Origin of the sequence: Amycolatopsis sp., from assembly GCF_035546795.1 — a bacterium.
Taxonomy (GTDB): Bacteria; Actinomycetota; Actinomycetes; order Mycobacteriales; family Pseudonocardiaceae; genus Amycolatopsis_E.
Genome location: NZ_DASZWC010000071.1, coordinates 167,659 through 181,414, shown reverse-complemented (window position 1 = coordinate 181,414; position 13,756 = coordinate 167,659). Strand labels below are relative to the sequence as shown.

The window sequence follows — 13,756 nt, the reverse complement described above, 5'->3', positions numbered from 1 at the left end:
GGCTGGTTCGGTGTTCATGATGGCCCCGCCCGGACAGGGGTGTCCCGATGGATCGACCGTTCTCGGCGGAAGCGTTGCGCCGGGCGGCGGGGCGGGCGGGCGCGCCGCGGCGGCTGACCCGGATCGCCGACGCCGTGCTGGAGGGAAAACTCACGTGGGAGGAGGTGGCCGGCGGGCGATGCGAGCACCCACTGGCCCTCACGCTGTGCACTCCGAGGGCCCGCGAGACCGTGTGGCCGCTGCTGGCCGAGGCGGAGGCCGAGATCCGGGCCGAGTCCGCCCCGCCACCGCGCGAGGAGTTCGAGGTCGTGACCGCCGACGACGAGTACTTCGCGCGGTTCCGGGTGCTCCGCAAAGCCTTCGACAGCACGGAGATCCGCTGGTGACCGACCGGGAGGAGCGGAGATGAGCGGCGGGTACAGCGCGGACATCGACGCGCTGCGGCAGATCGCGCGCAAGGACCTCCCTGGCGTCTGCGACGAGCTGCGCGGCGAGGCCCAGGTGATGTTCACCCTGGAAAAGACCACCGGCACCATCGACGGTGCCGTCGACGGGTCCTCGGCCGCGTTCGGCACGATGATCCCGGAAGCGGTGGCGCTGGGGCAGAAGTACAACGGGCTGCTGGACGCGCTCGCGCACGTCGGCATCGCGCTGTCGGAATCGGTCGGCACCGCCGCGTCGCGGCTGAGCACGATCGCCGACAACTACGAGCGCATCGACAACCACGTTGCGGGGCAGGGGATGTCGTGAACTTCCCGGCACACGACGCGGCGCTGGACGCGAACACCTTCGAACAGGCCTACGCCGCGCTCGCGCGGGCGATCCACGACGAGACCCCGGACTCGGTCGCCGATCCGTTGCACCGGATGCCGGACTATCAGCAGATGGTCGGGGAAGCGTTGGCGCCACTGGACAAATGGCGTGCCCACGCGCTCGACGGCGACCCGGCGCAGCTGCCGCACCAGACCGGGACGCCGTGGTCCGACCTCGACCGGGCCCGCATCGGGCATCTGGCGGACCTGATCGCGACGATGTCCACGATCGGCCAGAACCTGAACGCGCACTGGAGCGGTTCCGGCGCCGAGCACTACAGCGCTTACATGACAGGAATTTCCGGGCGCCTCAACGAATACGCCGGCCCGAACGGCTACGTCCAGCAAGCCGCCGCCGCGCTGGAAGACGCGTTCGCGGTGCGGGTGGCGTTCAAGAAGGATCTGCTGGAACTGGCCCGCGGCGCCTACGACAAGATCAAGTCCATCGACGACGGCGTGAGCGCCGGCGACCTCGGCATGCTCTGCCTGATGCTCGCCTCGCTCGGCTTCGGGGAGATCGGGATCGCCGGCGCCACTATCGCCGGGAAGGTGTTCGCCAAGGCCGTGACTTCGCTCAACGACCAGGCTTTCGCGACGTCGAAGGCGCGGGTCTTCCTGCACGGGGATCTGCCGAAGGACATCATGAAAAGCTTCGGCACGGCGCTGGAGCAGATCGTCGAAGCACACCGGAACGCCGCGAAGCAGCTGGAGGCGCGGATGGACACGCTGTGGCAACGGCTGTGCTACTCGGCCGACGAGAAGTACTACCCGGCCATCCCGGTGATCGACACCTCGCACACGCCGTCGTTCAGCAAGCAGTTCTATCCGCGCTGATCGCGCTGCCCGGCGGCCCGGTAGCGGCCGGGCGTGGTGCCGACGAGTTCGGTGAAGGCCGCGATGAAGCCGCTCGGGTTCGCCCACCCGCAGGAGTGGGCGACGCGGGTCGTGTCGTGGCCGTCGGCGAGCAGCACGAGCGCGTGGTAGATGCGCAGCTGCGTGCGCCATTGGTAGAAGGTCATGCCGAGCTCGTTGTGGAACAGGCGGCTGAGCGTGCGGGCGCTCGCTCCGATCACCTGCCCGAGTTCGGCGAGCGAGCTGTTGTCCGACGGCCGGTCGTCCAGCAACCGCGCGACGGCTTGCAGGCGGTCGTCCTGTGGCTCGGGCAGGTGCAACGGCCGTTCGTGCGCTTCGCGGAGTTCGTCGACAAGGACGCGGTGGAGGCGGCCGCGCGCGGCGCGGTCGTGTTCGCGCGGGCCGGTGAGGGTGAGCAGGATTTCGCGGGCGAGGCCGGAAACCGTGAACACAGCGGGACGATCCGGTGCGAGCCGGGCGAGGGACGGTGGCAGGAAGACGATCCGCATGTCGGTCCGGCTGTGCGCGCGGTGGTAGTGCGCGAAGCCGGCGGGCGTCCAGCCGACGCGATTGGCGGGCACGATCGAAGTGCCGCGTTCGGTGTGCACGGACAGCACGCCGCGCGCGGCGTACACCAGATGCCCGCGGTGATGGGAATGCATCGAGCTCGCCCCGCCCGGCGACCACGAATGGACCCCGCCGGACGGCCAGAGCCGGGACGACTCAGGTTGGCGGCTATCGGGCATGAACTGGCATCCTACCGGTAGCCGGTCAAGCCGCGTTACGGCGATGCGCGCGGCGGTTTGTGTGGGGGCCGGTGGTCCGGAGGTCCGCGCGGGCTGGAGCCTGATGTGGGTGGCGGTCATGCCGAGCCGCGCTGCCCGAGACGTACGTGACCGCACAAGGATCTTTGGCCGCACTGGACATCGCGCCGGGCGGGCGGTTGCTGATCCGCGGCGGGACTTCGTCGGTGGGCATGGCCGCCGCGTCGATCGCTTCCGGCCACAGCGTCGAGACCGCCGCCACGACCCGGCAGCCGGAGAAGGCCGAGGCGCCGACCGCGGCCTCACCCAGCGCTGCCGGCCGCCACACTTGAGAAGGTGCACACTGAGGTGACCGCACCCCAAGGCGTTACGCGAGCGCCGAAGGTACTGTTGGAGCACGAACCGCAGGCCCGAAGACGGAGCTAGTTTTCCTCATGAGCGTGACTCTCACCGCGAAGGGCCTCGCGGCCGGGCATGGCGATCGGACGCTCTTCTCGGGGCTCGACATGGTCGTCGCGCCGGGCGAAGTGGTGGGGCTGGTCGGCGTGAACGGCGCCGGGAAGTCCACGCTGCTGCGCATCCTCGCGGGGCTCGACAAGCCGGAGGAAGGCGAAGTCCGGCTCAACTCGCCGACGGCGACCATCGGGCACCTCCCGCAGGAGCCGGAACGCCGCCCGGGCGAGTCCGTGCGCGCGTTCCTGGCCCGCCGCACCGGAGTGGCGGCAGCGCAGGCCGAACTCGACGTGGTCACCGAGGAGCTGACCAACAACGCCCCGGGCGCGGACGATCGCTACGCCATCGCCTTCGACCGGTGGCTCGCGCTTGGCGGCGCGGACCTCGACGAGCGGGCCGGCGAGATCGCCGCCGAGCTGGGGCTGGCCGTCGATCTCGACCAGCCGATGACGTCGCTGTCCGGCGGGCAGGCCGCGCGCGCAGGACTGGCGTCGTTGCTGCTCAGCCGCTACGACGTGTTCCTGCTCGACGAGCCCACCAACGACCTCGACCTGGACGGTCTCGCCCGGCTGGAGCGGTTCGTCACCGGGCTGCGGGCGGCGACGGTGCTGGTCAGCCACGACCGCGAGTTCCTCGCCCGCACCGTCGACGCCGTGCTGGAGCTGGACCTGCCGCAGCAGCAGATCCGCTTGTACGGCGGCGGATACGAGTCGTACCTGGAGGAGCGCGCGGTGGCCAGGCGGCACGCCCGCGACGACTACGAGGAGTACGCGAAGACCCGCGCGGGCCTGGAGGCGCGGGCGCGCACGCAGCGCGCCTGGATGGAGAAGGGCGTCAAGAACGCCCGCCGCAAGGCACCCGACAACGACAAGGTCGGCCGCAAATTCCGTACCGAGGCAACGGAAAAGCAGGCTTCGAAGGCCCGCCAGACCGACCGGATGATCGACCGGCTGGAGGTCGTCGAGGAACCCCGCAAGGAGTGGGAACTCCGCATGGAAATCGCGGCGGCGCCCCGCGCCGGTGCGGTCGTGGCGACGCTGCGGGGCGCGCTCGTGCGGCGCGGGGAGTTCACGCTCGGCCCGGTTGACCTGCAGATCGACTGGGCGGACAGGGTCGCGATCACCGGCCGGAACGGCGCCGGGAAATCGACGCTGCTGGCGGCGATGCTCGGCCGGGTACCGCTCGGCTCCGGCGCCGCCGCATTGGGGCCCGGGGTGGTGGTCGGCGAGGTCGACCAGGCGCGGCGGCTGTTCCTCGGCGATCTGCCGCTGGCGGAGGCATTCGCGCGTGCGGTCCCGGCACTCGCCGACGCGGACATCCGGACGCTGCTGGCGAAGTTCGGCCTCAGGGCGGCGCACGTCCTGCGCCCGGCCGCGACCCTTTCCCCTGGCGAACGGACGCGTGCCGCGCTGGCGTTGCTGCAGGCCAGGGGCGTCAACCTGCTGGTGCTCGACGAGCCGACCAACCACCTCGACCTGCCCGCGATCGAACAGCTCGAGTCCGCTTTGGACAGTTACCCCGGCACGCTGCTGCTGGTGACCCACGACCGCCGCATGCTCGACGCGGTGCAGGTCACCCGGCGCCTGGAAGTCGCCGGCGGCAAGGTCACCGAGGCCTGACGTCGTCGAGCCGGACGACTCCGTGGAGCAGTGCGAGTAACAGGTCGTCGAGCTGGTCGTGGCCCCGGTCCAGCCGGGTGGCGATGTCGTCGCAGGTGGCGAAGCTGGTGGTCGCGCCAACGACGACGGCCGCGGTGACCGCGTCGGACGGCGCGCGCAGGCAGCCGGCTTCGGCGAGCCGGGCGACGAACAGCGCGACCTGGTCGAAGCGCCACTGCTCGCGGTAGCTGACGACCTGATGGGCTTCCGGGTCCACCGCGGCGAGACTGACCAGGCGCCGGAGCAGGTCGGGATCCGTGCTCCAGAAGCGGCACAGCTCGGCGACCATCGCTTTGAACGCCGTGACCGGGTCGTCGAGTGCGGCCGCCGCCTGTATGGCGGGCACGAGCCCGGCGCGCTGGGCAAGGTCTTCGGCGACCGCGTCGAGCAGCCCCAGTTTGCTGCCGAACTGCCGGTAAATGGTCACCCTGGTCACGTCGGCGTCGGCGGCGACCTGCTCGAGGCTGAGGTTGCGATAGCCGACCGCGATCAGGTGCTGCCGGGCGGCCGCGAGGATTTTGTGCCTGGTGCGCTGGACGCCCTGCGCGCGCTTACCCTCTGCCACGGGATTTTATGATACAGCTTGTAACATCAACTGCGTGAAGGGGCGGTGTCCGGCTGTGCGCGATTACCCGGTGGCGTTGGTGACGGGTGGGAACAAGGGGCTGGGAAAGGAAACCGCGCGCCGGCTCGCCGCGCGCGGGGCCACGGTTGTCCTCGGCAGCCGCGATCTTGAACGTGGCAAGGCCGCCGCCCGCGAGCTCGGCGCGATTCCGGTAGGGCTCGACGTGACCGATGCCGGCGGCGTCGAGGAGGTCGCCCGGTGGCTGGGCACCGAGTACGGACGGCTGGATGTGCTGGTCAACAACGCGGGAACGGTCGTCGACGCGCTCGCCGAGCACACCACAGCCGCCCAGATGCGGCAGAACTACGAGGTCAACGTCTTCGGCGTGGTCACGATGATCCAGACCATGCTGCCCCTGCTGCGCGAATCCCCGGCGGCGCGCATCGTGAACGTCTCGAGCACCACCGCGTCGCTGTCGTTGACCAGCGGTGGCACCGATTTCGGTGGCGATGCCGGCCTGCGGATGGCCTACTCGTCCTCGAAGGCGGCGCTGAACATGCTCACGGTCCAGTACGCGAAGGCGTTCGGCAAGAACACCGCGCTGTCCCGGATCAAGATCAATTCGGTCACTCCTGGTTACACCGCGACGGATATGACCGGGCACCGGGGCACCCGCACGGTCGCCGAAGGTGCTCGCGTCATCGTCGATCTCGCCACGCTGCCCGACGACGGTCCGACCGGTGGCTTCTTCAACGACAACGGCGTTGTGCCGTGGTAGCACCGGCTCTCGCGACGAGCGCGTCGGTGATCTGCCGCTGCCGCATGTCTATGCTGGGCCCCTGCACTTCGCGATCGGCCAACGCGGGCCGTTCGCCACTATCCGGAGTGGACGCTGATGGTGCCTGACGCCGAACCGCAACCCGTGCTGACGCGGCTGACGGCCGCGGCGATCTTCCTGGTGGTCACCATCGACGACGGCGGCGAGGACATCGCGCGTGAGCTGCTCGCCGATGTCGGCGGGCTGACCCGATCGGTCGGGTTCCGCGCCCCGGACGGCGGGCTCGGCTGCGTGGCGGGGATCGGCGCGTCGGCCTACGAGCGGCTGTTCGCCGGGCCGCGCCCGGCGAGCCTGCATCCGTTCCGCGAGATCGAGGGCCCGGTGCACCGCGCGGTGGCCACGCCGGGTGACCTGCTGTTCCACATCCGCGCGGCCACCATGGATCTGTGTTTCGAGCTGGCGGACCAGCTCCTGGCACGGCTGGCCGGCGCGGCCACGGTCGTCGACGAGGTGCACGGTTTCCGTTACTTCGACCAGCGTGACCTGCTCGGTTTCGTCGACGGCACCGAGAACCCGACCGGCAGGGCGGCGTCCGCGGCCGTGTTCGTCGGGGACGAGGACCCGGAGTTCGAGGGCGGCAGCTACGTCGTCGTGCAGAAGTACCTGCACGACATGGCAGCCTGGAACGCGCTCGCCGTGGAGGAGCAGGAGCGGGTCGTCGGGCGCACGAAGCTGTCCGACATCGAGTTCCCCGACGAGACCAAACCGGCGAACTCGCACGTCGCCCTCACCACCATCGAGGACGAAAACGGCGAGGAGCGGCAGATCGTGCGCGACAACATGCCGTTCGCGCGACTGTCCACAGGGGAGCGTGGCACCTACTTCATCGGCTACGCGGCGGCGCCTTCGGTCATCGAGCAGATGCTGGAGAACATGTTCGTCGGCCGCCCGGCGGGCACCACGGACCGCATCCTGGACTTCTCCACGGCGGTCACCGGCTGCCTGTTCTTCGTGCCCAGCCAGGACTTCCTGGACGATCCGCCACCGCCTCCGACGGCCGACTCCTCGCTGCGCGTCGGCAGCCTCAAGGAACGGAGCACACTGTGAACAACCTGCATCGCGAACTCGCGCCGATCTCCACCGAGGCCTGGGAAGACCTCGAAGCGGAAGCGCGGCGCACCTTCACCGCGCATCTGGCCGGGCGCCGGGTGGTCGACCTCGCCGGTCCGGATGGCCCCGGGCTGGCGGCGGTGAGCACCGGGCACGGGCACGAGCTCGACACGCCCGAGCAGGGAGTTCGCGTGCGGCAGCGGGAAGCGGCCACGGTGGTGGAGCTGCGGGTGCCGTTCACCGTGAGCAGGCAGGCCGTCGACGACGTGGCGCGCGGCGCGAAGGACGCGGACTGGCAGCCGGTGAAGGACGCGGCGAAGAAGCTCGCGTTCACCGAAGACCGCATTATCGCCGACGGACTCGCCGCGGCCGGTATCGCCGGAATCCGGGCGGCGGCGCCACAAACGGTCGGGCGGCCGGACCACGCCACGGCCTACCCCACGGTCGTCGCGCAGGCGCTGAGCCTGCTGCGGCTGGCAGGCGTCGGCGGTGACTACGCGCTGCTGCTCCCGGCCGACGCCTACACCGCCCTCGACGAGACCACCGAGCGCGGCTACCCGATCCGCCAGCACGTCGAACGCGTCCTCGGCGAGGGCGGCCGCATCATCTGGGCGCCGGCGATGCCGTCCGGGATCCTGCTGTCCACCCGCGGCGGCGATTTCGAGCTGCACTTGGGCCAGGACACGTCGATCGGCTACACCTCGCACGACAGCACGAGCGTCGAACTGTACTTCGAGGAGTCGCTGACGTTCCTGGTGAACAGCCCGGAGGCCGCGGTCGCGTTCGAGGCCTGACGACTCCTTCGGCAGTCCTCAGACCCGCAGCCCGGCGACCAGCAGCCGCACCAGGTGGCGGGCGTCGTAGCGGGGGTTGTCACCCGCGCCCGCGCACAGGCCGCCGACGCCGCGCATGAGTTCGAACGCGTCCTGGCCGGGCTGGATTTCGCCGGAATCCGTTGCGGCGCCGAGCAATCGGGCACAGACGGGCTCGAGCCGTTCGAGGAAATAGGAGTGCAGCGGGTCGAAGCAGGGGTCGTCGGACTGGAGTACGGCGGCGAGGCCGAGCTTGGTGACCAGGAAGTCGACGAAGAGGTCGATCCACTGGGCCAATGCGGCGTGCGGGGTCGCGGCGGCGGCCAGCAAGGCGGGCCCGGCCTCGGCGAGGGCTTCGACCTGGTGCCGGTACACCGCGACGATGAGATCCGCCCGGGTGGGGAAGTGGCGGTAGATCGTGGCCGTGCCGACGCCGGCCTTGGCCGCGATGTCCCGGATCGGCGCTTCCACCCCGGACGCGACGAACACACTGGCCGCCGCGTCGAGCAGGGCCTCCTGGTTGCGCCGCGCGTCCGCCCGTCGAGGCCGGGCCGTTTTCCGGTCGCCGTCGTTCACCGCATCCTCGTCCTTGCTAACCGGGACAGTGTCCCATATGGTCAAACGGGACGGTGTCCCGCTTTCTTTCATGATGCCAGACAATCCTGCCGTACGTCGATGGAGCGCGAAACATGTCAACATTTCTGCTGGTACACGGTGCCTGGCACAGCGGCGAGTGCTGGGACCGGGTCGTTCCGTTGCTGGCCTCGGCCGGGCACCGGGTGCTCGCGCCGACGCTGACCGGCTACGGCGACAAGGTGCACCTGGCGGGCCCCGAGGTCGGGCTGAACACGCACGTCGACGACATCGTCGGGCTGATCAAGGCGGAAGACCTCGCCGACGTGGTGCTCGTCGGGCACAGCTACGCCGGGCTGGTCATCTCCTCGGTGGCCAACGACATCCCGGACCGGATCTCGGACCTGGTCTACCTCGACGCGATGGTCCCCGAGCACGGCGAAACCGCGGCCGACGTCATGCCCGTCAGCCGCGGCCTGATCGAGCTCGCCCTGAAGTCCGACAGCGGCTGGCGGGTTCCGCCGTTGCCCCGGCTGCCGCCGCCCGGTGGCCTGTTCGGGATCACCGACCCCGCCGATATCGCCTGGGTGCGGACGATGTTGTCCGACCAGCCGGTGCGCTGCCTGCAAGAACCGGTCCGGCTGGACAACCCCGCCGCGCGCGCGATCCCGCGGACCCACATCCACTGCACCGTCGGCAAACCCGAAGGCATGGCGCGTCGGCCGGTTCCCGCGATCCAGCCCAACGGCGAACCGGCACGGGTGTGGGAACTGCCGACCGGCCACGACTGCATGGTCACCATGCCCGGCGAGCTCGCCGAACTGCTGCTCAAGCTCCGCTGACGCGCCGGTCGCCCTGGGTCCCGTCGCTTATGCTGGTGCGCGAGGGGGTGGCATGACCGACGAAGAGCTCCTCATCGAGTTCGCGCTGACGCGGATGGACAACCCGGAACTCGACATGGAAGAGATCGCCGCGCTCGTCGTCCGCCGGGCCGGGCCCGAGCGGATGCTGCAGTTCGCGTCCCGCAACCTGGCCGCCCGTGGCGAACTGCGCGGGGCGATGTTCGGTTCCGCCGTCGAGCACGTGCTGCGCGTGGTTCTCACCCTGCGCGGCCCGGCGGACTAGCCACGGCCCGGCGCCGTCTCCGCGATGGGTCAGGCCGTGAGCCGCACCGTCACGGTGACGCCGCGCGCATCCCGGCGGGCGACGGCGTGGCCCTCGCTCGGCGCGCCGTCCAGGTCGAGCGTGAGCGGGCCGCCGTCGCCGGTGAAGTTGCGCCACCACGACTTCACGTCCGGCATGCGCACCCCGATCGTCACGGTGTCACCGCGGCGCCGATAGCCGACCGGGATTTGGAACGTCCGCCCCGAGCGCCGCCCCGTGTAGGTGACCACGATGAGGTGCTTCCGGACGAAGCGCCCGGCCAGACGGGACGAGCGCAGCGCCATGACGCCGGAGTTGAACCGCGCCACCGCTCGCTGCGTCCTCGTGCTCACGTTTCTCATGCCCTCGTCCCTGACCGTCCGCGATTCCGCGTCACGAGACGTCGCGTCGCCAATGTGACGGACTCACCCCGCGGGCGCGTTTGAACGCTACGCTGAACGCGAAGGCGTCCGCGTAGCCGACCTGCCGGGCCACGGCCGCGACGGCGTCGTCGGTGTCGCGCAGCAGATCCGCCGCCAGGCTCATCCGCCAGTCGGTGAGGTAGGCCAGTGGCGGACGGCCGACCAGATCGGTAAAGCGCGCCGCGTACGTGGCCCGTGACATCCCGGCCTCGACCGCCAGCTCCGCCACCGTCCAGCGGCGGGCCGGATCTTCGTGCAGCAGACGCAAAGTCTCGCCGATCGCGGGGTCCGACAGTGCCCGGTACCACGCGGGGACCTTCGCGCCGGGGCGGGCGCACCACGCCCGTAATGCCGACACCAGCAGGAAATCCAGCAGCCGGTGCAGCACGGCGTCCTGCCCGGGTTCGTCACGGGCGATCTCGGTGGCGAGCAGGTCCAGCGCGGGTTTGGTGCGGGGGCCCGCGGGCACCACGGCGACCGGCGCCAGCATCTCCAGCACGCGCTCGCCGGCGCAGCCGTGGAGCTCGCAGCCGCCGCGGAGCAGCGTTGTCGCGCCTGGCAGGCCGTCGCCGTAAGTGCGGGGCGCGAGGTTCGGATGCGGCGTTGCGCCGGGCGCGAGTTCTTTGCGCGTCCCACGGATGACGACCTGCGGCGGGGTGTCCGGCGCATCGGCGATCGTATGCGGCCCGGCGGTGACGAGCGCGATGTCGCCCGCGTCGAGCCGGGTCGTCTCGCCGCCGAGCCGGACGGCAGCCTGCCCGCCGAGCGTGGCCAGGATCGTGAGCGGCGGGGGATCGGCGAAGGTCAGCGACCACGGCGGCCGCCGGATCAGCTGCCGGGCAACGGTGTTGCCGGCGTGTGCCCGGTGCAGCAGATCGCTCAGCACGTCCACGGAAACTACGTTAGACGATCACAAAGCGATCTTCGACGTTTTCCCATGGATCGTCTGTGTGGAACGGGGTTGTCTGGGCGTTGTGCAGAACATTCTGATTCTCGGCGGTACCGGCAAGGTCGGCCGCCGTATCGCTCAGCGGCTGCAGACCGACGGCGTGCCCGCCCGCACGGCCACCCGCTCCGCGGGCGACCTCAGGCTCGATCTCGACGAGCCGGCGACGTGGCGTCCGGCGTTCGACGGTGTCACCGCGGCCTACCTCGTCGAACCGAATCTCCAGGCCAGTATGGAAAACCGGGAACGCATCCCGCACCTGGTGGCCGAAGCCGTCGCCGCCGGGGTGCGGCGGTTCGTGCTGTTGTCGGCTCCGCTCGCCGACGATCCGGGCCATCCGCTGCACGCCGCCGAACAAGCCGTGCGCGGTTGCGGCGCGGAGTGGACGATCCTGCGGCCGGACTGGTTCGCGCAGAACTTCAGCGAAGGCCCTTGGCTGCCGGGGATTCTCGCCGGGACGCTCGCCTTGCCGACGGGCCAGGGACGCACGCCGTTCGTGGACGCGGAGGACATCGCCGAAGTCGCCGCGACAGCGCTGACCGGGGACGGGCACAGCGGCCGGACCTACCACCTGACCGGCCCGCGCGCGATCGGCCTCGCGGAGGCGGTTGCGTTGATCGGCAAGGCGACCGGGCGGGCCGTCCGGTATATCGACGTCGATGCGGATGCCTTCGTGGAGCGGCAAATCTCGTGCGGCGTGCCGCCCGCGGTCGCGCGACTGCTGACCGGCTTGTTCGTGGCCATCCGCGACGGCCAGGCCACGACGCCCAGCGACGACGTGACTCGCGCGCTCGGCCGCCCGCCCCGGCGGTTCGAGGATTACGTCGCCGGGGCTGTGGACCGGTGGCGGGTATGAGCTTGTCAGTGCGCTCGCGAGTGGCTTTCTTCCAAGGACAATCCGCGTAACCGTCCTTCCACGATCGACCAGAACCGGGAGCAGCGCATCGGCTCGCTCGCCGGGCATTTCTTCCCGTGTTCGAGTGCGGTGCGGGCCACCTCGATGCGGTGCTGCTGCTCGGCGAGCTCGGCCAGTTTGCGATCGATCATCTCCTGGCGGCCGTCCCGCTCGCCCGCGACGAAACGCGCGAGCTCGGCCAGCGAAAAGCCGATCTCGCGGAAGCAGAGGATCAACCCGACGTCTCGGACCGCCGACGCCGCATAACGTCGCCGCCCCGCGGCGCGGCTCGCCGGCCGGACCAGGCCGAGCTCGTCGTAGTACCGCAGCGTGGTGGCCGGGACGCCGGTGCGGTCGGCCAGCTGACCGATCGAGAGCAACGCCGGGGCGCGTTCGGTGGCGGACATTGACTTCAAGTCTACTCGAAGTGCTTGGCTCGCCCCATGGACATCAAACAGCGGGCCGGCGGTCGCATCATGCGGTTTTGGGGACGGCACGGGGGCGTGGCCCAGTTCCACCGGCCGACCGGAGCGGTGGGGCACGTCGCCGGGTGGGTGATGGGCCGGCGTTCGTCGAACGTGGCGCGAAACCGTTGGGCGGCAAGGCTTCTTGACATTCAGCCGACCGAGCGCGTGCTCGAGCTCGGCTGCGGGCCCGGCGTGGCCATCGCCGCGCTGGCCACCCGGGGGACAGTGGTCGGTGTCGACCATTCGGCGGTGATGATCCGCCAGGCCGCCCGCCGCAACCGCGCCGCCATCCGGGCCGGACGGGTGCGCCTGATCCACGCGCCTGTCGCCGGGTTGTCCATCGGTGACGGGCCGTTCGACGCCGCGCTCGCGGTCAACACGGTTGGCATGTGGCCGGACCGGATCGCCCGCCTCCGCGAAATCGCCGGGTTGTTGCGGCCTGGCGGGCGCATCGCGCTGGTGTCGCAGCCCCGCTGTCCCGGCGCCACCGCGGCGACTTCGGCGGAGGCCGCCGCCGAACTGTCGGGGATGCTGACCGAAGCCGGGTTCGGGCGGCTCCGGACCGAAATGCTCGATCTGGATCCGCCGGTGGCTTGTGTGCTCGGGTACCTGCCCGACGTTGCGCACGACCCATCTCACGGTCTATCTTCAAGTTAGACCGTGACACGGGAGGAAGTATGGCGATCTACTCGATCTGGGAGTCCCGGTTCCCCGCCGCGCGGGCCGAGGAAGGGCGCGCGGTGACCGAGGCGATCTGGCGCGACATGCCGGGTTTCGAGGGCTACCTGAGTCACGAGTTGCTGGTCGACGCGGACGATCCCGGGCACCTGCTCGTGGTCAGCCAGTGGGAGAGCCGGGAGCACGCCGACGAGTCGCGCCGGCGATACGCCACGCATCCGAACGCCGTCACCGCGAACAATCTGGTCGCCGAGCCGCGGCGGCGCACGGTCGCGATCCGTGCCGGGAGCTGAGCCGGCGGCGCTGCTGCTGCTGGCCAACCTTGGCCGGCCGCGGCGGCCCGCCGGGATGGCCGTCGCGTTCAGCGAGCCGGTCCTGCCGGACTCCGGCACGGCCTCGGCCCAGCTCGGCCGGCCCGTCGACACGGCGGAGCTGGCCGAGCTCCGTCGGCTCCACCGGGCCGCAAACCTTGCCGCGGAAGCGATCCTCGCCGACGAGGACGTGGATCACCGGGCGCTCAACGCGCTCGCCGCGGGCAGCACTGCGCGCGTCGAGCTCGTGGTGACTGACGGCGTGATGCGGCGGCAGCTGATCTGGACGGACGCTTCGCCGGCCGCGGCGCTGGCCCGGCGCGTCGTCGAGGAGCTCGCCGGGCTCGAGCCCGCGCGGTTGCGCCGTTGTGCCCGCCCGGAGTGTGACCTGCTTTTCTACGACACCACGAGATCGCGCACGCGCCGTTGGCACGCCGAAGATCCCTGCGGCTGGCGGGAACGGCAGCGCGTCCACCGAAAGTCCACAGTGGACAGGACGTGAGCTAACCTACCAATC

Annotated in this window: 20 protein-coding genes; 14 read left to right on the top strand and 6 right to left on the bottom strand. The window is 70.7% G+C overall.

Annotation, left to right across the window (positions count from 1 at the left end):
• Nucleotides 1-47 precede the first annotated feature (47 nt).
• Genes VHD82_RS36005 through VHD82_RS35995 form a run of 3 tightly spaced genes read left to right on the top strand, consistent with a single transcriptional unit; the run spans nucleotide 48 to nucleotide 1,646 of the window.
• Nucleotides 48-386, top strand: a complete 339-nt coding sequence (locus VHD82_RS36005) for a hypothetical protein (RefSeq protein WP_325713967.1) — start codon at nucleotides 48-50, stop codon at nucleotides 384-386.
• A 19-nt stretch (nucleotides 387-405) separates the two neighbouring features.
• Entirely contained in the window at nucleotides 406-750 is a 345-nt protein-coding gene (locus tag VHD82_RS36000; RefSeq protein WP_325713966.1) for a hypothetical protein, read from the top strand.
• A complete protein-coding gene (locus VHD82_RS35995; RefSeq protein ID WP_325713964.1) occupies nucleotides 747-1,646 on the top strand; it encodes a hypothetical protein in 900 nt (299 codons plus the stop codon). The genes VHD82_RS36000 and VHD82_RS35995 overlap by 4 nt, the downstream gene beginning before the upstream one ends.
• Here VHD82_RS35995 and VHD82_RS35990 read toward each other — a convergent pair.
• On the bottom strand, nucleotides 1,634-2,326 hold the full coding sequence (locus VHD82_RS35990) for a helix-turn-helix transcriptional regulator (protein ID WP_325713962.1): 693 nt from the start codon (nucleotides 2,324-2,326) through the stop codon (nucleotides 1,634-1,636). The two genes, VHD82_RS35995 and VHD82_RS35990, sit on opposite strands and share 13 nt — an antisense overlap.
• 248 nt (nucleotides 2,327-2,574) lie before the next feature.
• Here VHD82_RS35990 and VHD82_RS35985 point away from each other — a divergent pair, with 248 nt between their 5' ends.
• Both VHD82_RS35985 and VHD82_RS35980 read left to right on the top strand, forming a co-directional pair.
• Nucleotides 2,575-2,760 carry a hypothetical protein gene (locus VHD82_RS35985; protein WP_325713960.1) on the top strand — a complete coding sequence of 62 codons (186 nt, stop codon included), beginning with the start codon at nucleotides 2,575-2,577 and terminating at the stop codon, nucleotides 2,758-2,760.
• Between the two features lie 102 nt (nucleotides 2,761-2,862).
• A complete protein-coding gene (locus VHD82_RS35980) occupies nucleotides 2,863-4,500 on the top strand; it encodes an ABC-F family ATP-binding cassette domain-containing protein (RefSeq protein WP_325713958.1) in 1,638 nt (545 codons plus the stop codon).
• Here the strand turns inward: VHD82_RS35980 and VHD82_RS35975 are convergent.
• Entirely contained in the window at nucleotides 4,487-5,104 is a 618-nt protein-coding gene (locus tag VHD82_RS35975) for a TetR/AcrR family transcriptional regulator (protein ID WP_325713956.1), read from the bottom strand. The genes VHD82_RS35980 and VHD82_RS35975 overlap by 14 nt on opposite strands.
• 55 nt (nucleotides 5,105-5,159) lie before the next feature.
• On the opposite strand from VHD82_RS35975, the gene VHD82_RS35970 reads away from it, so the two are divergent.
• From VHD82_RS35970 to VHD82_RS35960, 3 genes are all read left to right on the top strand, one after another.
• Nucleotides 5,160-5,882: an SDR family oxidoreductase gene (locus tag VHD82_RS35970; protein ID WP_325713954.1), complete on the top strand. Its 723-nt coding sequence runs from the start codon at nucleotides 5,160-5,162 to the stop codon at nucleotides 5,880-5,882.
• A 117-nt stretch (nucleotides 5,883-5,999) separates the two neighbouring features.
• Nucleotides 6,000-6,989, top strand: a complete 990-nt coding sequence (locus VHD82_RS35965) for a Dyp-type peroxidase (RefSeq protein WP_325713952.1) — start codon at nucleotides 6,000-6,002, stop codon at nucleotides 6,987-6,989.
• A complete protein-coding gene (locus tag VHD82_RS35960; RefSeq protein WP_325713950.1) occupies nucleotides 6,986-7,786 on the top strand; it encodes a family 1 encapsulin nanocompartment shell protein in 801 nt (266 codons plus the stop codon). The genes VHD82_RS35965 and VHD82_RS35960 overlap by 4 nt, the downstream gene beginning before the upstream one ends.
• Before the next feature lie 18 nt (nucleotides 7,787-7,804).
• On the opposite strand, the gene VHD82_RS35955 is transcribed toward VHD82_RS35960, so the two are convergent.
• Nucleotides 7,805-8,380, bottom strand: coding sequence for a TetR/AcrR family transcriptional regulator (locus VHD82_RS35955; protein WP_325713948.1), 576 nt, complete (start codon nucleotides 8,378-8,380; stop codon nucleotides 7,805-7,807).
• Between the two features lie 113 nt (nucleotides 8,381-8,493).
• On the opposite strand from VHD82_RS35955, the gene VHD82_RS35950 reads away from it, so the two are divergent.
• Both VHD82_RS35950 and VHD82_RS35945 read left to right on the top strand, forming a co-directional pair.
• On the top strand, nucleotides 8,494-9,219 hold the full coding sequence (locus tag VHD82_RS35950; RefSeq protein WP_325713946.1) for an alpha/beta hydrolase family protein: 726 nt from the start codon (nucleotides 8,494-8,496) through the stop codon (nucleotides 9,217-9,219).
• 52 nt (nucleotides 9,220-9,271) lie between these two features.
• Nucleotides 9,272-9,502: a hypothetical protein gene (locus VHD82_RS35945; RefSeq protein ID WP_325713945.1), complete on the top strand. Its 231-nt coding sequence runs from the start codon at nucleotides 9,272-9,274 to the stop codon at nucleotides 9,500-9,502.
• A gap of 29 nt (nucleotides 9,503-9,531) precedes the next feature.
• On the opposite strand, the gene VHD82_RS35940 is transcribed toward VHD82_RS35945, so the two are convergent.
• Nucleotides 9,532-9,882 (bottom strand): hypothetical protein, encoded by a 351-nt coding sequence (locus VHD82_RS35940; protein WP_325713944.1) that lies wholly within the window; start codon nucleotides 9,880-9,882, stop codon nucleotides 9,532-9,534.
• A 31-nt stretch (nucleotides 9,883-9,913) separates the two neighbouring features.
• The gene (locus tag VHD82_RS35935) at nucleotides 9,914-10,834 is read right to left on the bottom strand and encodes an AraC family transcriptional regulator (protein ID WP_325713942.1); all 921 of its coding nucleotides are present in this window, start codon (nucleotides 10,832-10,834) and stop codon (nucleotides 9,914-9,916) included.
• 82 nt (nucleotides 10,835-10,916) lie between these two features.
• Between VHD82_RS35935 and VHD82_RS35930 the strand changes: the two genes are divergently transcribed.
• Entirely contained in the window at nucleotides 10,917-11,744 is an 828-nt protein-coding gene (locus VHD82_RS35930) for an NAD(P)H-binding protein (RefSeq protein ID WP_325713940.1), read from the top strand.
• A gap of 5 nt (nucleotides 11,745-11,749) precedes the next feature.
• On the opposite strand, the gene VHD82_RS35925 is transcribed toward VHD82_RS35930, so the two are convergent.
• Entirely contained in the window at nucleotides 11,750-12,190 is a 441-nt protein-coding gene (locus VHD82_RS35925) for a MerR family transcriptional regulator (RefSeq protein WP_325713938.1), read from the bottom strand.
• A 36-nt stretch (nucleotides 12,191-12,226) separates the two neighbouring features.
• Between VHD82_RS35925 and VHD82_RS35920 the strand changes: the two genes are divergently transcribed.
• Genes VHD82_RS35920 through VHD82_RS35910 form a run of 3 tightly spaced genes read left to right on the top strand, consistent with a single transcriptional unit; the run spans nucleotide 12,227 to nucleotide 13,741 of the window.
• Nucleotides 12,227-12,907 carry a class I SAM-dependent methyltransferase gene (locus VHD82_RS35920; RefSeq protein WP_325713936.1) on the top strand — a complete coding sequence of 227 codons (681 nt, stop codon included), beginning with the start codon at nucleotides 12,227-12,229 and terminating at the stop codon, nucleotides 12,905-12,907.
• A 20-nt stretch (nucleotides 12,908-12,927) separates the two neighbouring features.
• A complete protein-coding gene (locus tag VHD82_RS35915; protein ID WP_325713934.1) occupies nucleotides 12,928-13,221 on the top strand; it encodes an antibiotic biosynthesis monooxygenase family protein in 294 nt (97 codons plus the stop codon).
• Nucleotides 13,208-13,741, top strand: a complete 534-nt coding sequence (locus tag VHD82_RS35910) for a CGNR zinc finger domain-containing protein (RefSeq protein ID WP_325713932.1) — start codon at nucleotides 13,208-13,210, stop codon at nucleotides 13,739-13,741. Before VHD82_RS35915 ends, VHD82_RS35910 begins: the two co-directional genes overlap by 14 nt.
• Nucleotides 13,742-13,756 lie beyond the last annotated feature (15 nt).